Origin of the sequence: Pseudomonas sp. dw_612 (assembly GCF_018449725.1) — a bacterium.
Classification (GTDB): domain Bacteria; phylum Pseudomonadota; class Gammaproteobacteria; order Pseudomonadales; family Pseudomonadaceae; genus Aquipseudomonas.
Genome location: NZ_JAAVVC010000015.1, coordinates 36,999 through 57,914, shown reverse-complemented (window position 1 = coordinate 57,914; position 20,916 = coordinate 36,999). Strand labels below are relative to the sequence as shown.

Genomic DNA, 20,916 nt, shown 5'->3' with positions numbered 1-20,916 from the left:
AATCGCCCGTATGTTGGACGCCAATCTTAAAGCCCAGTTGAAATCGTACCTGGAACGGGTCACCCAACCGATCGAGATCGTTGCCTCCCTCGACGACGGTGCGAAATCCCAGGAAATGCTCGAACTATTGAAGGACGTTGCCAGTCTTTCCACTCAAATTACCTTGCTCGACAACGGTGATGATGCTCGTAAGCCATCGTTCTCGATCAACCGCCCGGGTGCCGACATCAGTCTGCGTTTCGCCGGTATCCCCATGGGCCACGAATTCACCTCGTTGGTGCTGGCCTTGCTGCAAGTCGGCGGCCACCCTTCGAAAGCCAGTGTCGAAGTGATCGAGCAGATTCGCTCGCTCAAAGGCGAGTTCAGCTTCGAGACGTACTTCTCGCTGTCCTGCCAGAACTGCCCGGACGTGGTCCAGGCACTGAACCTGATGGCCGTGCTCAACCCGAACATCCGCCACGTTGCCATCGACGGCGCGCTGTTCCAGGCTGAAGTCGACAAGCGTCAGATCATGGCCGTGCCGAGTGTTTACCTGAACGGCGAGATTTTCGGCCAGGGCCGCATGGGCGTGGAAGAAATCCTCGCCAAGATCGACACCAGCGGTGCCGAACTCCAGGCCGAAAAAATCAGCGCCAAAGAAGCCTTTGACGTATTAATCGTCGGCGGTGGCCCGGCCGGTGCTGCGGCCGCGATCTACGCCGCCCGTAAAGGCATTCGTACCGGCGTGGCCGCTGAGCGTTTTGGCGGGCAGGTGCTGGACACCATGGCCATCGAAAACTTCATCTCCGTGCAGGAAACCGAAGGGCCGAAACTGGCCAGCGCCCTGGAAGAACACGTCAAGCAATACGACGTCGACATCATGAACCTGCAACGCGCCACCGCGCTGATCCCGGCGAAGAACGCTGGCGAACTGCACGAAGTGCGTTTCGAAAGCGGTGCCAGCCTGAAAACCAAGGCGCTGATCCTCGCCACTGGCGCCCGCTGGCGCGAAATGGGTGTGCCGGGCGAACAGCAATATAAAGCCAAGGGCGTGTGCTTCTGCCCGCACTGCGATGGTCCGTTGTTCAAAGGCAAGCGCGTGGCAGTGATTGGCGGCGGTAACTCCGGCGTCGAAGCCGCCATCGACCTGGCCGGCATCGTCAGCCACGTCACGCTGCTGGAATTCGACAGCAAACTGCGCGCCGATGCGGTCCTGCAACGCAAGCTGTACAGCCTGCCGAACGTCAACGTCATCACCAGCGCGCTGACCAGCGAAGTGAAAGGTGACGGACAGAAGGTGACCGGTCTGGTCTACAAGGATCGCGATTCGGGCGAGTTCACCACGGTCGAACTGGAAGGGATCTTCGTGCAGATCGGTTTGTTGCCGAACACCGACTGGCTCAAAGGTACCGTCGAGTTGTCGCCCCGTGGCGAAATCATCGTCGATGCCCGTGGCGAAACCTCGCTGCCGGGTGTGTTTGCCGCCGGTGACGTGACCACCGTGCCGTACAAGCAGATCGTGATTGCGGTGGGCGAGGGCGCCAAGGCTTCCCTGAGCGCATTCGACCACCTGATCCGCACCTCCGCCCCGGCTTAAACGTCAGCGCTGAAAACACAAAACCCCATGAGTGATCATGGGGTTTTTTGTGCCTGTCGAAAAGATCGCAGCCTGCGGCAGCTCCTACAAAAGCCCGGTCATGCGTGATTCTGTAGGAGCTGCCGCAGGCTGCGATCTTTTGACTTTGCTTTACATCGGCGCTGGCTGGATGATTTCGACCCAATACGCATCCGGGTCCTTGATAAACGCCAGGCTCTTCATGCGGCCATCGTTCAAACGTTTCTGGAAATCGCAGCCCAAGGCTTCAAAACGCTCACATGCGGCGCGGATATCCGGCACCGAAATGCAGATATGACCGAAGCCACGCGGGTCGGTGTTGCCGTTGTGGTAGGCGAAATCCGGATCGTTTTCGGTGCCGTGGTTGTGGGTCAATTCCAGAATGCCGGGGATCGACTTCATCCACTCGGTACGCGCGGCAGCATCGGCCGGGATCTGGTTTTTATCGACCAGCGCCAGAAAGTACAGGCTGAACTCGGCTTCCGGGAAGTCGCGTTTTTCAACCAGCGAGAAACCGAGGATGCGCGTGTAGAAATCCAGGGACTTGGTGATGTCCTTGACCCGCAGCATGGTGTGGTTGAAGACGAACTTCTGGGTCGCGGTGTCAGGAGCGGCGGTGACGCCGGGGAAGGTATTCAATTCGTGCAGGCTCATGGGCCCTCCGGAAAATGAGTGGGGCTGGCGAATGCTCGCAATGATACGCAAGCGTCCCGCCATCGCCAAACCAAAACGCCCGGCTATTGCCTGGCGGCCGGGTGAGGCTCAGACTTTGCGGTTCAATCTGTGAGTGCCTCTCGTAATGATCCGACCGTTCGCATCGCTATTCGTTTTCATGGGTTTGTTCGCGCTGGCCACGGCGGCTCAGGCAGACACCCCGAGCATCACTTGGCCAAGCGGCTGGGAGGTGGAAGCTGTCGCGCCAAATGAAGCCGCGCCGCAAGTGTCCCGGCAGCGCGCGGTGAAAAACGACGCCGACGGCAACCAGGTGCTGGTGATGGAACTGACCATGACCCCAGTGGAAAGCGGTCATCAGGTGAACTTGCAGGGTGTGCTGTTGGAGATGCGCAAGTCGGTGCAGAAAGACTTTTTCCAAGGCGGTTATCAAAGCGTCTGTAACAAGATTCACCCGACCACGTTGAGTCAACTGTCGGCGCTTGAAACCACCTGCACCATCACCCAGAACGGCCGACACGTGCTCTCTCAAACATTGGTCGCGGCCGTACAGGCGGACAAGGCTTATGTTCTTTCCTACGCCGGGCAGGCTGAGGTTTATAAGGCCAGTCAGGACGAAATAGAGGCCGCGCGTAACAGCTTGAAACTTTAGTTGGAGAATGGAAGGTGGATTTTCTCAAGGCTTGGTCTTTTAGATACCCAAAGGGATTAAGCCCAAAGTAAGACGGTAAGTATTGAGTGTGCTCAGAGGCGTGCACCTCATTAAAGGCATTTCCACTTTTATCGACGACTATCGTTGCATTTGTTAGATGTCGGCCATGAAAAAGCCCTGCATTAGCAGGGCTTTTTTGTTGCTGCGAAGGGTTAACCGCGCAGCCAGGAATCGACAGTGGCTGCACCGTACTGTTCCTTCCAGGCTTTCAGGCCGCGGTGGTTGCCGCCCTTGGTTTCAATCAGTTCACCGGTGTGCGGGTTGTGATAGACCTTGACCACGCGAGCGCGGCGGGTTTTAGGCGCCGCGGCCTGTTGCAGGCCCGATTTTGCCGGGTTCGGATCGAGAATGGCGATGATGTCGCGCAGGCTTTTGCCGTAGGTTTTCATCAGCCCCTGGAGCTTTTCTTCGAATTCGATTTCTTTCTTGAGCCCGGCATCGTTCTTCAAGGATTCCAGCTGCTTGAGCTGTTCTTGAAGGGCCTTTTCAGCTGCACGAAATTCAGCGAGTCTGGACAATATCTTTACTCCAATAGTGTGTTTGGCTGATACCAACCGCAAACAAAGCTATAAGCCAAGAGCCTTGTAGCGACTCGGTGATAATGGCTCACCTGCCAATCTTGCACAGGCAAGAAAAATTGTAGTAGTTAATTGCCCAAGAGTAAATCATGTCTTTTTCTTCATGTAACAACAGCAGCGTCTTGATTCAATTTGGTGCAGGATATCGTTATTTGCCAGATCGGTTAATGGTCACTTAATGCATTAATGAAGTCCGTGCCGGGCATCGGCCGGCCGTACAGATAGCCTTGCAGAAAGTTAACGTGGTGGGCGGTCAGGTAGTCGCTTTGCTCCTGGGTTTCTACACCTTCAGCAACAATTCCAAGGTCCAGCTTGGCCGAGAGTTCGATAATGCTGTCCAGAATGTGTCGGGAGAGCGCGTCGGCGCCGATCATGGCGACAAAGCTCTGATCGATTTTCAGAAAGTCCACGTTGAACTGGCGCAGATAGCCCAGGCTCGAATGACCGGTGCCGAAGTCATCAATCGCGATCATCACGCCCAACCCGTGAAGTTGCTCAAACAACTGGTGCGTCAGGGGCGTCGGTTCGATCAGTTCACGCTCGGTCAGCTCCAGCACCAGACTGACGCTGCCGGGCGGGAAAGCGCTGAGAAATTCGCGGCAATCTTCTACCAGTTCCAGATCCTGGCAGTGGCTGGCGGTGATGTTGATCCCGATATGAAACAGCCCGTCAAACGAGGTCGATACCGGCGCCAGCAACGCGGCGGTCTGGCGCATCAACGAGCGGGTCATCGGCACGATCAGCCCCGAGTGTTCGGCAAACGGGATAAACAGGTCCGGGCGCACCAAGCCTTCCTTGGGGTGATTCCAGCGCATCAGCACCTCGGCGCCGCTCCACTTTTTAGTGTCGCCAATGCACCACGGGCTGAAAATACGGAATGAACTCCCCGGCCTCCAGCGCACGTTGCAGTTCAACGCTGGGCGAGGACGCGCGTTTCTGCAGGATGTGCCCGATCGAACCCGCCAACACGCCAAAAAAGATCAGCAGACTGAACAGCGGCGGGTATTCGCGACTCATGTAGCGCCAGGTTTCACCGTCGGGGAAACCGGCGGCCACGGTGAACGCGTATTGCTCGGAAACCCGCTTGCTTTGCGCCACCGGAAAGACGGGCAGGGCGCTGTCATGGACTTTACCGTCGGCGGATAACCAGTTATTGCCCACTTGCAGCAACAACGAGGTCTGGCGGCCGATCAGCCGCAACACATTGCTCAAGTGATAACCGTCGAGGGTCGTCAGCGCGCCCTTTTTTTCATCGCTGAGACGATAGACCAGCAGCGCGGTGTCGGGCGTCACCGGGTTGCCGTCCATCAACCACAACTGACCGTGGGTGTAATCGCCGGGGTTGACCTTCTCCTGATAATCACCAAACAACGAACTGCAATAAAGGTTGTTGTCCCACACCAGATTGGTCGAGCGCACAAAGGGCCGGCGGGTTACTTGTTCGCGCAACGCCAGTTTCGCGTCGTTGCAACTGTCGCCGGCCAGAGGCAGCAACACCCGCGCCGCCTCGGCGGTGTTGTCGAGCATCAGGTTGAACTGGCGCAAGGCTTCGTCGGCGGTTTGTTCAGTACTTTGTTTCAGTGCGCGTCCGGCTTGCATATAAAGGATGGCGACGCCCAACAGAACCGGGAGCACCCCGCTCAAAATAGTCACAGCAATCCGGATGCTGCGCTTACGGCGGGATTTAACGGTCAGTGGCATGTGCGAAACCAAGAAGAGTTCAGTCATTGGCCATGATAGATGGCTGTTCGTGCTTATGCCGCTCAGCGATCGCTTAGTTTTGAAGCCAGTTCGATAAAGGCCAGCGTCGCCGGGGATGACTGGCGTTGATCCAGCACGGCCAACCCGACCTGACGTTTGACCGGTGGCGATAGCGGTCTTTTCACATAGCGGCGGTCGTTGTCTTGGGGCAATGAGCTTTCGGCAACCACCGTCAGGGCATCGCCGCGACCCACGGTGTCCAGGGTGCTGAGCAGTTGCGAGCAGCGATAGCGAATGTTCGGCGTCAGCCTCGCGGCGTTGAACAGCCGGGAAACCAGTTCCGAAGAACCGGCCTCGGTCAGCACGAAAGGGTCATGACACAAGTCCTGCAAACTCACGTCATCGCGGGCCGTCAGCGGATGATCGGTGGGCAGCAACGCCACCATCTGATCCTCCATCAGCGCAAACGTGTCGAAACGATCTTCGGGCAGCACCACAAAACCCACATCGATGCGCCGCTCTTCCAGCCATTGAATCACCTGGCGGTCCGGGCCTTCGTCGATATGCACTTCGATGCCGGGATGCGCCGCGCGGTATTGCTGCAGGATCATCGGCAGCAACTTGATCGATGAGGTTGGGCCGAACGAACCGATGCGCAGCGTGCCGCGTTTCATCCCGCGGGCATCGGCGGCTTCCTGGCGCAAGGTGTTAGCCAATCCGAGCATCGCCCGGGCGCGCAGTAATAGTTGCTGACCGATATCGCTGAGTTCGACCTGGGACTGATGCCGGCGCAGCAGCTCGACGCCCAGTTCCTGTTCCAGCGACTTGAGCGCATGGGAAACCGCCGATTGCGAAATGCCCAGGCGATTGGCGGCCGCCGTGAAGCCGCGCAGTTCGGCCACCAGCGAGAAGATTTCCAGTTGGGTCAGAGTCATGAGTATTTGCTCATTTTACGATGATCAAGCATTAGCCAGATGATACGTCATCCGTACTTCTGGTGACTTATGAATAGCTATGAACAAAGCCTGGCAAAACCGTCGGACGTCCCGGTTTACGTGAAGCTGGCGGCGGTAACGATGATATGGGGCGGGACTTTCGTGGCCGGGCGGTTTTTGGCCGACAGCCTGAGCCCGTTGTTTGCCGCGAGCCTGCGTTTCTTGCTCGCCAGCGTGGCGTTGCTGCTGTTTGTGCTGCTGGCCCGCGTGCCGCTGGTGCGTCCGAGCCTGGGGCAATGGCTGCAACTGGCGCTGCTGGGGTTCTTCGGGATTTTCTTCTACAACCTGTGCTTCTTTTATGGGCTGCATTACATCAATGCGTCCCGGGCGTCATTGATTGTGGCGTTGAACCCGGCGGTGATTGGCCTGGCATCGTGGCTGCTGTTCAAGGAGCGCTTGAGCCGGGCGAAAGTGGCGGGGATCGCGATCTGCATCGCTGGGGCGGGAATGGTGATCGTCAGCCGTAACCCGCAATTGCTCGCAGCCAACGCCGATGCGTGGATGGGCGATCTGCTGATTTTCGGCTGCGTGTTGAGTTGGGGCGTTTACTCGCTGTTTTCCAAAGCGCTGAATCAGACGCTGGGGCCGGTGCAAACGGTGACGTATTCGATTCTGCTGGGCACGGCGATGCTCTGGGCGGCCAGTGCGGTGCGCGGCGAATTGAGTGTCGATGCGCTGCTCAGCCTGGGGCCGCAACAATGGCTGAGCCTGATGTACCTCGGCGTACTCGGCTCGGCGCTGGCCTACATCGGCTATTACGACGGTATCCGCAAAATTGGCGCGACCCGCTCCGGCGTGTTCATTGCCTTGAATCCGCTGACCGCCGTGATCCTCGGGGCACTGCTGTTGGGCGAGCAACTGACACCGGCCATGTACTTGGGCGGCGGGCTGATTCTGGCGGGGATTTACCTGTGCAACAAACCGCTTGCGCCGGCCACGAAAAAGGGGATTTGATACAGAAGGCGGACAAACCGTTTTACGCTGTGTAGAATCGGGTTACGCATACAATAATAAACGTCTTCTGGCAGCAGAAGCCTCGCCCGCAAGAGCCTTGGGTCGACAATGAAGAGTTTTGGGTTTCAATTGATCTACGGTGACTTCCTCGCCCGCAGCGTTCGGGGCATCTCCTGCGCGCCACCCGCCAGTCTCAGCATTGCTAGCAACTAACGATCCGTTAATTCAGCCGTTAATTTCAAATGCAGATGATGAGGCGCCAACCATGGCAGATTTATACGAAAACCCAATGGGCCTGATGGGCTTTGAATTCATTGAGTTCGCATCGCCGACCCCCAACACCCTGGAGCCGATCTTCGAGATCATGGGCTTCACCAAGGTCGCGACCCACCGTTCCAAAGACGTGCACCTGTATCGCCAGGGCCAGATCAACCTGATCCTCAACAACGAACCGAACAGCGTCGCGTCGTACTTCGCGGCCGAGCACGGTCCGTCGGTGTGCGGCATGGCGTTCCGCGTCAAGGATTCGCAACAGGCCTACAAGCGAGCCCTCGAACTCGGCGCCCAGCCGATTCACATCGAAACCGGTCCGATGGAGCTGCACCTTCCGGCGATCAAAGGCATCGGCGGCGCGCCACTGTACCTGATCGACCGTTTCGGTGAAGGCAGCTCGATCTACGACATCGACTTCGTGTTTATCGAAGGCGTGGACCGCAACCCGGAAGGGGCGGGCCTGAAGATCATCGATCACCTGACCCACAACGTGTATCGCGGGCGCATGGCCTACTGGGCCAACTTCTACGAGAAGCTGTTCAACTTCCGCGAAATCCGTTACTTCGACATCAAGGGCGAATACACCGGCCTGACCTCCAAGGCCATGACCGCGCCGGATGGCATGATCCGCATCCCGTTGAACGAAGAATCGTCCAAGGGCGCCGGGCAGATCGAAGAGTTCCTGATGCAGTTCAATGGCGAAGGCATCCAGCACGTCGCGTTCCTCAGCGACAACCTGATCGACACCTGGGATCGCCTGAAGAAAATAGGCATGCGCTTCATGACCGCGCCGCCGGAAACCTATTACGAAATGCTCGAAGGCCGTTTGCCGAACCACGGCGAGCCGGTTGATCAACTGCAATCGCGCGGGATTCTGCTGGACGGTTCGTCCGAGTCCGGTGACCGCCGCCTGTTGCTGCAGATCTTCTCGGAAACCCTGATGGGGCCGGTGTTCTTCGAATTCATCCAGCGCAAAGGCGATGATGGGTTCGGTGAAGGCAACTTCAAGGCATTGTTCGAATCGATTGAGCGGGATCAGGTGCGTCGGGGCGTGCTGTCCACGGACTAAACCGTCACCGCTGTAAAACTGTGGGAGCGGGCTTGCTCGCGAATGCGGTGTGTCAGACGACATTAATGTCGACTGACACACCGCATTCGCGAGCAAGCCCGCTCCCACATTTGTTTTGCGCCGTCGTTAAGGCCGGCGACTACGCATCATGTGCTTGAACCCTTCAAACACCAGCACCACCACCGCCAACCAGATCGGAATATAGGTCAGCCACTCCCCAGGCTTGATGCTCTCGCCCAGCAGCAACGCCACGCCCAGCAACAACACCGGCTCAACGTAGCTCAACAGCCCGAACAGGCTGAACGGCAGCAAGCGGCTGGCAATGATGTAGACCACCAGCGCAGACGCACTGATCAACCCGAGTACAGGGATCAGCAGCGACAGCCACGGATATTGATCGAACACGCCGAAACCTTGCTCACCGCCCCAGACAAACCAGAACGCCACTGGCAGCATCAGGCTCATGTCCAGCCACAAGCCGCCGAGGTTGTCGGTCGCCAGCCATTTGCGCAACACGAAGTACAGGGGGTAACCGACCACCACCAGTAAGGTCGCCCAGGAAAAACCGCCGACCTGATACAGCTCGTTGAGCACGCCGAGCGAGGCGAAAAATACGGCGACTTTTTGCAGGTAGGACAAGCGTTCGCCATAGGCAATCCGCCCGGTCAGCACCATCGCCAGCGGCAACAGGAAGTAACCCAGCGAGACGTCGAGGCTGTAGCCGTTGAGCGGCGCCCACATGAACAGCCAGAGTTGCACGCCCAACAGCGCCGCCGACACGATCAGGCCAGCGAACAACTTCGGCTTGCCGCCCAGGCGTTTGACGATCTCGATCGCGCGCCGCCATTCGCCGGACACCAGCATGAACACCGTCATGCAGGGCACGGTCAGCAGCATCCGCCAGCCGAAGATTTCTACACCGCTCAAGGGCGTGAGCAGTGAGGTGTAGTAATACATGACGGCGAACAGCACCGAGGCTGTGACCGATAGAGCGATACCTTTAGACAAACTGTCCTCGCGGAGTTGAACGTGAAACGGGGGCGCAGAGGATACGTGGTTTTCAAGATGAATATTGACCGATCAATCAACACCAGCCGAATGTGGGAGCGAGCCTGCTCGCGAAGACGGACTTTCAGCCAACATTAATGCTGAAGGGTAGACCGCTTTCGCGAGTAGGCTCGCTCCCACAGTTGATCCGGGGTTATCTACAAGATTTGCAGACAACACAAAACCCTGTGGGAGCGGGCTTGCTCGCGAAGGGGCCGTGTCAGTCAACATTTACATTGCCTGACACACCGCTTTCGCGAGCAAGCCCGCTCCCACAGGGGGACTGTGTTTTTCAGGTATTACGGGGTTTACGGCCTGACACAAAATGGCTCACGTCATTGAACCCCGGTGTCGAGGAATGCCCCGGTGTCACCAGCGAATCGATAAACGCTTCATCTTCCGCCGTGATCTTCACCGCCTGCGCCTTGGTGTAGGCATCCCACTGTTCTTCAGTGCGCGGCCCGACGATCGCCGAAGTCACGGCGCTGTTGTTGATCACCCAGGCAATGGCGAATTCAACGATGCCCACGCCACGGCCCTGGGTGTATTCCTGGATCTGCTGGGCAATGCGCAACGACTCGACGCGCCATTCGGTTTCGAGGATGCGCTTGTCCTGACGCCCGGCGCGGCTGTTGGCGTCTGGCGTCACGTCCGGTGCGTATTTGCCGCTGAGCACGCCGCGAGCCAACGGGCTGTAGGGCACGACACCCAATCCATACGCGTGGGCGGCGGTGATTTGTTCGGTTTCGGCCTGGCGGTTGACGATGTTGTACAGCGGCTGACTGATCACTGGCCGGTCGACCCCGAGCTTGTCGGCCACACGAATGACTTCGGCGATGCGCCAGCCACGGTAGTTGGACAGGCCCCAATAACGGATCTTGCCCTGGCGAATCAGGTCGCCAATGGCCGAAATGGTGACCTCCAACGGCGTGTTGTGGTCTTCGCGGTGCAGGTAATAGATGTCGACATAATCGGTGCCGAGCCGCGTCAGGCTGGCGTCGATGCCATTGAACAGGTGCTTGCGGCTCAGGCCGCTGCGGTTCGGTATGCCGTCCACCGGGCCGAAGCCGACTTTGGTGGCGAGTACCCATTCGTGGCGGTTGCCGGCGACGGCTTCACCGACGATCTCTTCGGAACGGCCGCCGGTGTAAACGTCGGCGGTGTCGATGAAATTGATGCCCTGGTCCCAAGCCTTGTCGATGATCCGCAGGGAATCTTCGGTGCTGGTCTGTTCGCCGAACATCATGGTGCCCAGGGTCAGGGTAGACACCTGCAGACCCGAATGACCCAATGTGCGGTAGCTCATGACGAAATCCTTTTGCCGGTGGGGAGGGCGTCAATCAAATACCAGAACTACCCCACGGATCAATCTGATTTATCGAACACAGCGGATCAAATGTGGGAGCGGGCTTGCTCGCGAAGAGGGAGTGTCAGGCGACATCTTTATTGCCTGACACACCGCTTTCGCGAGCAAGCCCGCTCCCACAGGGGCCTACGGCGGATATCAGGCGCGCAACGTACGCGTCATCCGCAACGCCAACACACTCCCGCACACAATCACACCCGCCAACAGATACAACGCCGCATCGGTCGACCCGGTGCTGTCCTTGACCCAACCGACCAGGTACGGGCTCAAGAAGCCGGCCATCTGCCCCATGGAGTTGATCAGCGCCAGACCACCCGCCGCCGCACCCGCGCTCAGCAGGGCGGTCGGCACCGGCCAGAACATCGGCAGGCCGGTGAGGGCACCCATGGTGGCGATGGTCAGGCCGAGAATCGCAATCGCCGGCGTGGTGGCGAAGTTCACGGCAATCAGCAAACCCACCGCGCCCATCAGCATCGGCACTACCAAATGCCAGCGGCGCTCCTTGCGCAAGTCCGCCGAGCGACCGACCAGCAACATAAACACCGCAGCCAGCAGGTACGGAATCGCACTCAACCAGCCAATCACCAGGTTATCGCTGAAGCCCAGGTTCTTGATGATCGACGGCAACCAGAAGTTGATCGCGTAAACGCCGCTCTGGATGCAGAAGTAGATCAGCCCAAACGCCCAGATCGCCGGGTTCTTGAACACCGCAGCCAGCGAGTCAGTGGTGGTTTTCGGCTTGTTGGCCAAATCTTCTGCGTGATCGGCTTCCAGCACCGAGCGCTCGAACGGCGTCAGCCACTTGGCATTGGCATAACTGTCGCTGAGCAAGAAGTAGGCGAGGGCACCGAGAATCACCGTCGGGATCCCTTGCAGCAAAAACATCCACTGCCAGCCGGCCAAACCCGCTTGCCCGGCGCCGAAGTGGTTAAGAATCCAGCCGGAGAACGGGCTGCCGAGCAGGCCGGACACCGGGATCGCCGACATGAACAGCGCCATGATGCGGCCACGACGGAAGGTCGGGAACCACTGCGAGAGATAGAGCACCACGCCCGGGAAGAACCCGGCTTCGGCCGCGCCGGTGAACAGACGCAAGGTGTAGAACTCGGTCGGGGTGGTGACGAACAGCAGGCCCGTCGAGAGCGAACCCCAGACGATCATCATCAACGCGATCCAGCGCCGTGGGCCAAACTTGGTTAATGCCAGGTTGCTCGGCACGCCGCACAGCACGTAGCCGATAAAGAAGATCCCGGCCCCGAGGCCGTATACGGTTTCGCTGAATTTCAGCGCGTCGAGCATCTGCAACTTGGCGAAGCCAACGTTCACACGGTCGAGGTAGTTGAACAGGTAGCAGATGAAAATGAAGGGGATCAAACGCAGGGTGATGCGTTTATAAACGGCGTTTTTTTCGTCAACGATGGTCTGGGTAGCGGCTGCGCTCTGTGACATGGCGGGCTCTCTCTTTATTATGATTTTTTGCGATGCAAAGGGTAACGTTGATCGCCCTGTGAGTCTCGGCCACCCCTTGGGTGATTGTCTTTGTGCCTGAGCACAGGGTTTGCCACCAAGGCCTGTGCGGGTGAACAACCCGTCCCACCCCGTTTTCAAGGATCCGCCCGCATGTTTGAACTCGATCACGACCTGGCCCAGGACATCGTCGACCGGGCCATGGCCATCCTGCCGTACAACGTCAACGTCATGGACAGTCAGGGTCTGATCCTCGGCAGCGGCGAGCCGGAGCGGATCAACACCCGCCACGAAGGCGCGCAACTGGTGTTGGCCAACGGGCGGGTGGTGGAAATCGATGCGCAAACCGCGATTCATCTCAAAGGCGTGCAGCCGGGGATCAACCTGCCGCTGTTGCTCGATCAACGATTGATCGGCGTGCTTGGCATCACCGGCGAGCCGGAGCAACTGCGCACCTACGCCGAACTGGTGCGCATGACTGCCGAGATGTTGGTAGGCCAGCGCAATCAGCAGGCCGAACAGCAATGGCGGCGCCAGCGTTGCGATGATTTGCTGGCGTTGCTGCTGACCGACGCCGGGGATTCGCCGCGATTGGTGGACGAGGCGCAACAACTGGGGCTCAAGCCGCAATTGACGCGGGTGCCGTATCTGTTCGAGTTGGGGCTGGAGCACGGGCCGGGGCAGACTGTCGAAGCCCTCAGTTCCTGGTTGATCAGTCGTTACCCCGACAGTTGGTGCGTGAGCTCCGCCAAGTCGTCGCTGCTGTGGTGCCGACCGGCGAGCCAGGCGATCGAACATGAACGACTGCTGGAAAAACTCGATGGCCTGGGCTGGAACATCCTGCGCATCGCCGTCGGCGGGCAGGCCGATGGACTGCCGGGTTTGCGCCGCTGCTATCGCCGGGTCGCCGATTTGCTGGCCTATGGGCGCGATGTATTGCCACGCTCGCGGTTGCTGACCCTGAACCGTTATCGTCTGCCGGTGATGCTTTGGCGGCACCGCAACGACGATGCCCTGGACGAACTGCTCAAGCCGTTGCGCAAAGTCATCGCCAAGGACAGCAACGGCCAACTGCTCGCGACCCTGCGTTGTTGGTGCGATCACGACGGGCAGAGCCAGGCGTGCGCCGATGCGCTGGGTATTCATCGCAACAGCTTGCGCTATCGCATGGAGCGGATTGCCGAGTTGAGCGGGGTCGATCCGTTGCGGTTGGATGGGATGCTTGCTTTGTACCTGGGGGTGCAACTGCTTCCGCAGACCGAGTAGAGATGTGGCGATTGTAAGGACGCCTTCGCGAGCAAGCCCGCTCCCACACGGGAACACATTCCAAAATGTGGGAGCGGGCTTGCTCGCGAAGAGGCCATCCCTGCCACCACAATGCCCACTTTGTAGAAATGAACAACAAACGCCACCCCCGTTTGTGCAGCGGACCGGCGTCATCACTCCGGGCAACTGGCAGCATGGAGGCATTGGAACTGGAGAATGCTCATGAAAATCGTCATCGCCCCCGATTCGTTCAAGGACAGCCTGAGTGCCCAGGGCGTAGCCGATGCCATCGCGTCGGGTTTGGCCGAGGTTTGGCCGCAGGCGCAATTGGTCAAATGCCCGATGGCCGACGGCGGGGAGGGGACTGTCGAGTCGATTCTGGCGGCGTGCGCCGGTGAGTTACGCCGCACCCCGGTTCGCGGTCCGCTGGGCGCAACCGTCGAAGCCGCTTGGGGCTGGTTGCCGCACAACCACACCGCAATCATCGAAATGGCCGAAGCCAGTGGCTTGCAACTGGTCCCACCCGGGCAGCGCGATGCCTGCATCAGCAGTACTTTCGGCACTGGCGAACTGATCCGCGCCGCACTCGATGCCGGCGCGCAACGGGTGATCCTGGCGATTGGCGGCAGCGCCACCAATGACGGTGGCGCCGGCGCGATGCAGGCCTTGGGCGTGAAACTGTTCGACGCGCAGGGACAAGTTCTCGCGCCCGGCGGATTGGCGCTGGCACAACTGGCGAATATCGACCTGAGCGAAATCGATTCACGGCTGAACGCGGTGCGCTTCGACATCGCTGCAGACGTCAACAATCCCTTGTGCGGTCCTCATGGCGCGTCGGCGATTTTCGGTCCGCAGAAAGGCGCGTCACGGCAACACGTCCAGCAACTCGATCAAGCCCTTGGGCACTTCGCCGATCTGTGTGCGCAGGCGTTGAATAAAGACGTGCGCGATGAACCCGGCAGCGGAGCGGCGGGTGGCTTGGGCTTTGCGGCCAAGGCGTTTCTCTGCGCGCAATTTCAGGCCGGTGTCGAAGTGGTCGCCGAACTGGTTGGTCTGGCCGAGGCGGTCAAAGACGCGGATCTGGTGATTACCGGCGAAGGCCGTTTTGACGCCCAGACCTTGCGCGGCAAGACGCCGTTTGGCGTAGCGCGGATCGCTCGTCAGCAGGGTGTGCCGGTGATTGTCATTGCCGGGACGTTGGGGGAGGGGTATCAGGAGCTTTATGGTCACGGGATTGATGCGGCGTTTGCCTTGGCGAGCGGGCCGATGACGTTGGAGCAGGCGTGTGCCGAGGCACCGCGGTTGTTGCGCGAGCGGGCGAGTGATATTGCGCGGGTTTGGCGGATGGCGGCTGGCAAGGTTTGATTTTTTGGGTGGATTCAAGAGCTACCCCTCACCCCAGCCCTCTCCCCATAGGGGAGAGGGGGAAAGGGAGCTGATCGGGGACACTTCAAAATCTGTGTTCGGCTCGCCATCCAGACCTGAATCCAACTCGGACTTTCAGGTCGATGTAGCTCGTAAGACTCCTCGGTCAGTCCCCTCGCCCCTTTGAGGATAGGGCTAGGGTGAGGGGGCGATCTAACGGTCGCTCACTTCTAAGTGTTTCACCGTTGAAACACCCGTAACCCCTTGAAATATATTTCCACTTCCCCCGCAAAAATCCTCAAGTCCAGCCGATAACCCTCATAGGCGCACACAAACCTATTACAACAGTGGCGCCAGGCTGCTCCGGCCGGCTTACACGCCCACCCGCCAGCGATCACGGCACGGATGCTCGAAGTTCAATCACCCGAGACTCATCCTATGTCCATGCGTAATCTGAATATCGCGCCCCGCGCCTTCCTCGGCTTTGCCTTTATTGCGTTGCTGGTCATCGTGCTAGGCGTGTTTGCGGTGAGTCGCATGTCGATCATCCGCCAGGCCTCCGTGGACATGGAAAGCAACCACCTGCCCAGCATCGGCTTCCTCGGCACCATGACCGAAAACGTCCTGCGCCTGCGCATTCTCTCGTTCCGCGTCCTGGTGAACCGTGAGCCGGCGAGTCTGCAAGAAGCCGCTGCCCGCATCGACGTGCTGGTAGAAAAAGTTAAAACAGCACAGGCCGGTTATGCGGCATTGCCGGCGGGCGGCGAAGAGGCGACGTTGTACAAAACGTTCGCCACCACGCTCGACAATTACATGCAGGCCCAGCGCGAGATGATGGATCTGTCCCGCCAGGACAAACTGGATGAGTTGCGCAAGTTGATCAACTCACGCATCAAGGACGGCACCGACCAGATGGGTGAGCAGTTGAACAAGCTGATCGCGATCAATAAGGCTGACGCTACAGCGGCCGACGCCGAAGCCGATGACCAGTATTCCTTCGCCTTCAACGGCATCATCGTGGTGTCGGTGATCGCGGCGCTGCTGACGGTGCTGCTGGCCTGGCTGCTGACGCGCAGCATCGTCGAACCGCTGAACCGTGCGGTACAGGCCGCGGAAACCATCGCCGGCGGTAACTTGATCAAAGCCATCGAAGTCGACGGCAAGGATGAGCCGGCCCGTTTGCTCGGCGCCTTGTCCGCCATGCAAAGCAGCCTGCGCCAAACCATCGAGCAGATCGCCGGCTCTGCCACCCAGTTGGGGGCCGCCGCCGAGGAACTCAGCACGGTCACCGAAGAGTCTTCCCGTGGTTTGCAAAAACAGAACAACGAAATCGAACAGGCCGCCACGGCAGTGAATGAAATGACCGCCGCCGTGGAAGAAGTGGCGCGTAACGCCGTGTCGACTTCCGAAGCCTCGAACCAGTCGACCCAGGCCGCCCGTGAAGGTCGCAACCGCGTGGTGGAAACCGTCGACGCGATCCAGACCATGACGCACGACGTGCAAAACACCTCGCTCATGATCGAAGGCCTCGCGGCCCAGGGCCGTGACATCGGCAAAGTGCTGGACGTGATCCGCGCCATTGCTGAACAAACCAACTTGCTGGCACTCAACGCCGCGATCGAAGCGGCCCGTGCCGGTGAAGCCGGGCGTGGTTTTGCGGTGGTGGCGGACGAGGTTCGGGCACTGGCTCATCGCACCGCGCAATCGACCCAGGAAATCGAAAAAATGGTCGCCGGTATTCAGAACGGCACCGGTGAAGCGGTTTCCTCGATGCAGCAAAGCAACCAGCGCACCCAAAGCACCCTGGAAATGGCCCGCGCCGCCGGTGTGGCACTGGAGCAGATCACCCAGTCGATCAACTTGATCAACGAGCGCAATCAGGTGATCGCCAGCGCCTCCGAAGAACAGGCCCAGGTGTCCCGCGAAGTAGACCGCAACCTGGTCAACATCCGCGACCTCGCGACCCAGTCCGCAGCCGGTGCCAACCAGACCAGTGCCGCGACTCATGAACTGTCGCGATTGGCGGTGGATTTGAATGCGATGGTGGCGCGTTTTGTAATTTGAGATAGGGTTGAGACTGGAGCACGCGCGATAGGAGAAGTACATGCGCTATTCAGCCTTGACCCAACGGATTGCCGGTGACGGAGCGGCAGCCTGGCAAATTCATGATCGAGCGCTGGAGATGCGCGAGCAGGGCGTTGACGTGCTGCTCCTGTCGGTGGGCGATCCGGATTTCGATACGCCCAAGCCCGTTGTCCAGGCGGCCATCGATAGCTTGTTGGCCGGCGATACTCATTACTCGGACGTGCGCGGCACCCGGGCGCTGCGCACCAGCATCGCCAGTCGGCACCGGCGTCGCAGCGGTCAAGCGGTGGATGCCGAGCATGTGATCGTGTTGCCCGGCGCGCAATGCGCGGTGTACTCGGTGGCGCAGTGCTTGCTCGATCCGGGCGATGAGGTGATCGTCGCTGAACCGATGTATGTCACTTACGAAGGTGTCTTCGGTGCCTGCGGCGCCAAGGTGATGCCGGTGGCGGTGCGTCCGGAGAATGGCTTTCGGGTGGATCCGACGGATGTCGCGGCGCTGATCACGGCCAAGACTCGGGTCATTGTGCTTAACAGTCCGAACAATCCTTCCGGCGCCAGTCTGTCCTTGAAGATCTGGCAGGAACTGGCGGCGCTGTGCGTTCGCCACGACTTGTGGCTGATCAGCGACGAGGTCTACAGCGACTTGCTGTACGAAGGCGAACACATCAGCCCGGCCAGTTTGCCGGGCATGGCCGAACGCACCGCGACCCTCAACAGTCTGTCCAAATCCCACGCCATGAGCGGCTGGCGGGTCGGTTGGGTGATCGGCCCCAAGCCTTTGGCCGAACACTTGATGCACCTGTCGCTGTGCATGCTGTTTGGCATTCCGGATTTCGTGCAGAAAGCCGCGCAGGTCGCGCTGGACAGGGATTTGCCGGAAGTGGCGCAGATGCGCGAGGAATATCGCCAGCGGCGGGATCTGGTGTGTGCGCGGTTGAGCAATTGCCCGGGCATCCGGCCAATCAAGCCAGACGGCGGGATGTTCGTGATGGTCGACGTGCGCCCGACCGGGCTGTGTGCCCAGGGCTTTGCCGAGCGGCTGCTGGAAGGCTATGGCGTGTCGGTGCTGGCGGGAGAAGCCTTCGGGCCGAGCGCGGCGGGGCATATCCGGATTGGGTTGGTGGTGGATCAGGTGAAACTGGCGGATGCGTGTCGGCGGATTGCCCTTTGTGCGGCGGATCTGTTGGAAGCACGGCGGGCCTGAAGGCCTCTTCGCGAGCAAGCCCGCTCCCACATTGGATCGGTGGCGCACACAAATCTCCTGTGGGAGCGAGCTTGCTCGCGATAGCTATCTGGCAAGCGGCAAATAGCTCAAGCCTTCACCCCTGTGTTGTTAGGACTGGCCTCTTCGCGAGCAGGCTCGCTCCCACATTTGGAATGCGTTCCCCTTGTGGGAGCGAGCCTGCTCGCGAAGGCGTCCTGGCAGGCGCCAAATCTCTCAGGCCTTCCACGCCCCGGCATTCACCAGATTCACCGGCCGCTCACCCGCTAACGCCATCAGCAGGTTGTCCACCGCACACTGGGCCATGGCCTCTCGCGTCTCATGCGTCGCCGAGCCAATGTGCGGCGTCGCCACCACATTGTTCATCTGCATCAACGGCGAATCATGGTTCAGCGGTTCTCGCTCGAACACATCCAGCCCGGCGGCGCGGATCTGCCCGTTGCGCAGCGCGGTGATCAGCGCCGCTTCGTCCACCACTTTACCCCGGGAAATGTTGATGAAGATCGTTTCCGGGCCCATCAAGGCGAACTGTTCGGCGCCGATCAAACCTTCGGTTTCAGCGGTGAGCGGCAAGGTCAGGCAGACAAAATCCGCCTGCTGCAACAGCTCCGGCAGGCTGCGGTATTGCGCGTTGAAACGCTGCTCCACCGCCGGTTTCGGCGAGTGGCTGTGATAGATCACCGGCATGCCAAAACCGAAATGCCCACGCTGGGCCAGCGCCTCACCGATGCGGCCCATGCCGATGATGCCCAGGGTTTTGCCATGCACATCCGTGCCGAACTGCGCCGGGCCGATGTTGCGGTGCCAATGGCCGGCGCGCACCATGTTCGCCAGTTCCACCACGCGCCGGGCGGTGGCCAGGATCAGTGCGAAACCGGTGTCGGCCGTGGTTTCGGTGAGCACATCCGGGGTGTTGCTCAGCAGGATCCGGCGCTCGGTCAGGTAATCGATGTCGTAGTTGTCGACGCCCACCGAGACGCTGGCAATCGCCTCCAGATTCGGCGCCAGGTCGAGCAGTGCGGCGTCCAGTTTCAGACTGGCGCCGAGCAAACCCTGGGCCCGGGGCAGGGCATCGCGCAATTTGGCCAGGCCTTCGGCATCGAGGCTGTCGATCAAGGTCACGTCGGCGTGTTCGTGAAGGCGAGCCATCAGCAACGGCGAGAGTTTCTTGTACAGCACAACCTGCTTTTTCATCGTCATCGTCTCAACTTCAATTCAAGGGTGAGCAGGCACGGGCCGTTTCGCAACGGTTTTGGCCACGACCCGGTCACTTGCGCCGGGCTTGAGGAAAATCGTCAGCACCACCGAGAGCATCAATGCACCGCTCATCAGCAGGTACGAAGCGCCGGGCGAACCGGTGCTGCTGTTCAGGTAACCGACCAAATAGGAACCGCCAAACGAGCCGAGCGCGCCCATGCTGTTGATCAGCGCCATGGCGCCACCGGCGACGTTGGCCGGAAGGATTTCCGGGACGATCGCAAAGAACGGCCCGTACGGCGCATACATGCAAGCCCCGGCTATCACCAGCAAGGTGTAGGACCACCAGAAATGCTCAGCGCCCAAGGCGTAGGAGCCGTAGAACGCAATCGAAGCGATCAACAGCGGCGGCCAGACAAAGCGTTTGCGCTTCTGCAACTTGTCCGAGCCCCAGGACACCGCGAGCATGCCGATCACTGCCGCCAGATACGGCAGCGCCGAGAGCCAACCGGCTTCAACCATGTCCATCTGCAGACCAGCCTTGAGGATCGACGGCAACCACAGCACAAAGCCGTAGACGCCAATGCTCCAGCAGAAAAACTGCAAGGCCAGCACAATGACTTTCGGCGAGCGGAAGGCTTCGGCGTAGTTCTTCACCGCTTTGATCCCGACCTGTTCGGCGGCCAAAGCGCTTTCCAGATCCTGTTTCTCCTGGTCGCTGAGCCACTTGGCCTGGGCCGGACGCTCGTCGGCCAGGCGCCACCAGATAAACGCCCAGAGCACCGCCGGCAAGCCCTCGATGATGAACATCCAGCGCCAGCTGAAATGCTGAACCAGGTAGCCCGAGACCACCGACATCCACAGCATGGTCACCGGGTTGCCGAGGATCAGGAAGGTGTTGGCCCGTGAGCGTTCGGCACGGGTGAACCAGTGGCACAGATAAACCAGCATCGCCGGCATCACCGCGGCTTCGACCACGCCGAGCATGAAGCGGATGACGATCAACCAATAGGCGCTGGAGACGATGCCGGTCAGGGTGGCGAGGCCGCCCCAGAGAATCAGGCTGACGAAAATCAGTTTCTTCACGCTGTGCTTCTGCGCGTAAATCGCCCCCGGGACCTGGAAGAAAAAGTAGCCGAGGAAGAACAGCGCACCGAGCATCGATGACAGGCCCGGCGTGATCATCAGGTCTTCGGCCATTCCGGAGGCGGCGGCGAACCCGTAGTTGGCGCGGTCCAGATACGCCAGGCTATAGGTGATAAACACGATAGGCATGATGTACCACCAGCGGCGGGCGGCGAGTGTTGCGGTTTTCATGATGGTGCTCCTGAGCTTGTTGTTTTTGTCGCA

At 59.7% G+C, this 20,916-nt stretch carries 16 protein-coding genes and 1 pseudogene; 8 read left to right on the top strand and 9 right to left on the bottom strand.

What is annotated here, in order from left to right; genetic code table 11:
• The first annotated feature begins 10 nt into the window (after positions 1-10).
• A complete protein-coding gene (gene ahpF, locus HB680_RS21565) occupies positions 11-1,576 on the top strand; it encodes an alkyl hydroperoxide reductase subunit F (protein WP_163910275.1) in 1,566 nt (521 codons plus the stop codon).
• A gap of 150 nt (positions 1,577-1,726) precedes the next feature.
• Here ahpF and gloA read toward each other — a convergent pair whose 3' ends face one another.
• Complete coding sequence (gene gloA, locus HB680_RS21560) at positions 1,727-2,248, bottom strand: lactoylglutathione lyase (RefSeq protein WP_213940520.1); 522 nt, start codon at positions 2,246-2,248, stop codon at positions 1,727-1,729.
• Between the two features lie 145 nt (positions 2,249-2,393).
• Here gloA and HB680_RS21555 point away from each other — a divergent pair, with 145 nt between their 5' ends.
• Positions 2,394-2,918 (top strand): DUF4946 domain-containing protein, encoded by a 525-nt coding sequence (locus tag HB680_RS21555; RefSeq protein ID WP_213940519.1) that lies wholly within the window; start codon positions 2,394-2,396, stop codon positions 2,916-2,918.
• Between the two features lie 212 nt (positions 2,919-3,130).
• On the opposite strand, the gene HB680_RS21550 is transcribed toward HB680_RS21555, so the two are convergent.
• The 3 genes and pseudogenes from HB680_RS21550 to HB680_RS21540 all read right to left on the bottom strand — a co-directional run bounded on the left by HB680_RS21550 (position 3,131) and on the right by HB680_RS21540 (position 6,192).
• Positions 3,131-3,496 carry a histone-like nucleoid-structuring protein, MvaT/MvaU family gene (locus HB680_RS21550; protein ID WP_123408041.1) on the bottom strand — a complete coding sequence of 122 codons (366 nt, stop codon included), beginning with the start codon at positions 3,494-3,496 and terminating at the stop codon, positions 3,131-3,133.
• Positions 3,497-3,720: 224 nt separating this feature from the next.
• A pseudogene (locus HB680_RS21545) lies at positions 3,721-5,257 on the bottom strand (EAL domain-containing protein).
• A gap of 62 nt (positions 5,258-5,319) precedes the next feature.
• The gene (locus HB680_RS21540; RefSeq protein WP_213940518.1) at positions 5,320-6,192 is read right to left on the bottom strand and encodes a LysR family transcriptional regulator; all 873 of its coding nucleotides are present in this window, start codon (positions 6,190-6,192) and stop codon (positions 5,320-5,322) included.
• Between the two features lie 69 nt (positions 6,193-6,261).
• Here HB680_RS21540 and HB680_RS21535 point away from each other — a divergent pair, with 69 nt between their 5' ends.
• Positions 6,262-7,206 (top strand): EamA family transporter, encoded by a 945-nt coding sequence (locus tag HB680_RS21535; protein ID WP_213940517.1) that lies wholly within the window; start codon positions 6,262-6,264, stop codon positions 7,204-7,206.
• A gap of 265 nt (positions 7,207-7,471) precedes the next feature.
• Positions 7,472-8,548: a 4-hydroxyphenylpyruvate dioxygenase gene (hppD, locus tag HB680_RS21530; protein WP_213940516.1), complete on the top strand. Its 1,077-nt coding sequence runs from the start codon at positions 7,472-7,474 to the stop codon at positions 8,546-8,548.
• A 126-nt stretch (positions 8,549-8,674) separates the two neighbouring features.
• Here the strand turns inward: hppD and rarD are convergent, their stop codons facing one another.
• The 3 genes from rarD to HB680_RS21515 form a co-directional block, all read right to left on the bottom strand.
• On the bottom strand, positions 8,675-9,556 hold the full coding sequence (gene rarD, locus HB680_RS21525) for an EamA family transporter RarD (protein ID WP_213940515.1): 882 nt from the start codon (positions 9,554-9,556) through the stop codon (positions 8,675-8,677).
• 331 nt (positions 9,557-9,887) lie between these two features.
• A complete protein-coding gene (locus HB680_RS21520) occupies positions 9,888-10,901 on the bottom strand; it encodes an aldo/keto reductase (RefSeq protein WP_213940514.1) in 1,014 nt (337 codons plus the stop codon).
• Positions 10,902-11,099: 198 nt separating this feature from the next.
• A complete protein-coding gene (locus HB680_RS21515; protein WP_213940513.1) occupies positions 11,100-12,410 on the bottom strand; it encodes an MFS transporter in 1,311 nt (436 codons plus the stop codon).
• A 171-nt stretch (positions 12,411-12,581) separates the two neighbouring features.
• Between HB680_RS21515 and HB680_RS21510 the strand changes: the two genes are divergently transcribed.
• The 4 genes from HB680_RS21510 (at position 12,582) to HB680_RS21495 (ending at position 18,351) form a co-directional block, all read left to right on the top strand.
• Positions 12,582-13,694: a sugar diacid recognition domain-containing protein gene (locus HB680_RS21510; RefSeq protein WP_213940512.1), complete on the top strand. Its 1,113-nt coding sequence runs from the start codon at positions 12,582-12,584 to the stop codon at positions 13,692-13,694.
• 222 nt (positions 13,695-13,916) lie between these two features.
• Entirely contained in the window at positions 13,917-15,059 is a 1,143-nt protein-coding gene (locus HB680_RS21505; protein ID WP_213940511.1) for a glycerate kinase, read from the top strand.
• A 438-nt stretch (positions 15,060-15,497) separates the two neighbouring features.
• Positions 15,498-17,123 (top strand): methyl-accepting chemotaxis protein, encoded by a 1,626-nt coding sequence (locus HB680_RS21500; protein WP_213940510.1) that lies wholly within the window; start codon positions 15,498-15,500, stop codon positions 17,121-17,123.
• Between the two features lie 40 nt (positions 17,124-17,163).
• Complete coding sequence (locus HB680_RS21495) at positions 17,164-18,351, top strand: aminotransferase class I/II-fold pyridoxal phosphate-dependent enzyme (protein ID WP_213940508.1); 1,188 nt, start codon at positions 17,164-17,166, stop codon at positions 18,349-18,351.
• A gap of 234 nt (positions 18,352-18,585) precedes the next feature.
• Here HB680_RS21495 and HB680_RS21490 read toward each other — a convergent pair whose 3' ends face one another.
• Both HB680_RS21490 and HB680_RS21485 read right to left on the bottom strand, forming a co-directional pair.
• Complete coding sequence (locus tag HB680_RS21490) at positions 18,586-19,563, bottom strand: NAD(P)-dependent oxidoreductase (protein ID WP_213940507.1); 978 nt, start codon at positions 19,561-19,563, stop codon at positions 18,586-18,588.
• Positions 19,564-19,584: 21 nt separating this feature from the next.
• The gene (locus HB680_RS21485; protein ID WP_213940505.1) at positions 19,585-20,883 is read right to left on the bottom strand and encodes an MFS transporter; all 1,299 of its coding nucleotides are present in this window, start codon (positions 20,881-20,883) and stop codon (positions 19,585-19,587) included.
• Positions 20,884-20,916 lie beyond the last annotated feature (33 nt).

Excerpts from the sequence above, each read along its gene's own strand:
- HB680_RS21540 (WP_213940518.1), bottom strand. The coding sequence starts at position 6,192 with ATGACTCTGACCCAACTGGAAATCTTCTCGCTGGTGGCCGAACTGCGC.
- HB680_RS21515 (WP_213940513.1), bottom strand. The coding sequence starts at position 12,410 with ATGTCACAGAGCGCAGCCGCTACCCAGACCATCGTTGACGAAAAAAAC.
- HB680_RS21490 (WP_213940507.1), bottom strand. The coding sequence starts at position 19,563 with ATGAAAAAGCAGGTTGTGCTGTACAAGAAACTCTCGCCGTTGCTGATG.
- HB680_RS21555 (WP_213940519.1), top strand. The coding sequence starts at position 2,394 with ATGATCCGACCGTTCGCATCGCTATTCGTTTTCATGGGTTTGTTCGCG.
- gloA (WP_213940520.1), bottom strand. The coding sequence starts at position 2,248 with ATGAGCCTGCACGAATTGAATACCTTCCCCGGCGTCACCGCCGCTCCT.
- HB680_RS21510 (WP_213940512.1), top strand. The coding sequence starts at position 12,582 with ATGTTTGAACTCGATCACGACCTGGCCCAGGACATCGTCGACCGGGCC.
- HB680_RS21485 (WP_213940505.1), bottom strand. The coding sequence starts at position 20,883 with ATGAAAACCGCAACACTCGCCGCCCGCCGCTGGTGGTACATCATGCCT.
- HB680_RS21535 (WP_213940517.1), top strand. The coding sequence starts at position 6,262 with ATGAATAGCTATGAACAAAGCCTGGCAAAACCGTCGGACGTCCCGGTT.
- ahpF (WP_163910275.1), top strand. The coding sequence starts at position 11 with ATGTTGGACGCCAATCTTAAAGCCCAGTTGAAATCGTACCTGGAACGG.
- hppD (WP_213940516.1), top strand. The coding sequence starts at position 7,472 with ATGGCAGATTTATACGAAAACCCAATGGGCCTGATGGGCTTTGAATTC.
- HB680_RS21495 (WP_213940508.1), top strand. The coding sequence starts at position 17,164 with ATGCGCTATTCAGCCTTGACCCAACGGATTGCCGGTGACGGAGCGGCA.
- HB680_RS21505 (WP_213940511.1), top strand. The coding sequence starts at position 13,917 with ATGAAAATCGTCATCGCCCCCGATTCGTTCAAGGACAGCCTGAGTGCC.
- HB680_RS21500 (WP_213940510.1), top strand. The coding sequence starts at position 15,498 with ATGTCCATGCGTAATCTGAATATCGCGCCCCGCGCCTTCCTCGGCTTT.
- HB680_RS21520 (WP_213940514.1), bottom strand. The coding sequence starts at position 10,901 with ATGAGCTACCGCACATTGGGTCATTCGGGTCTGCAGGTGTCTACCCTG.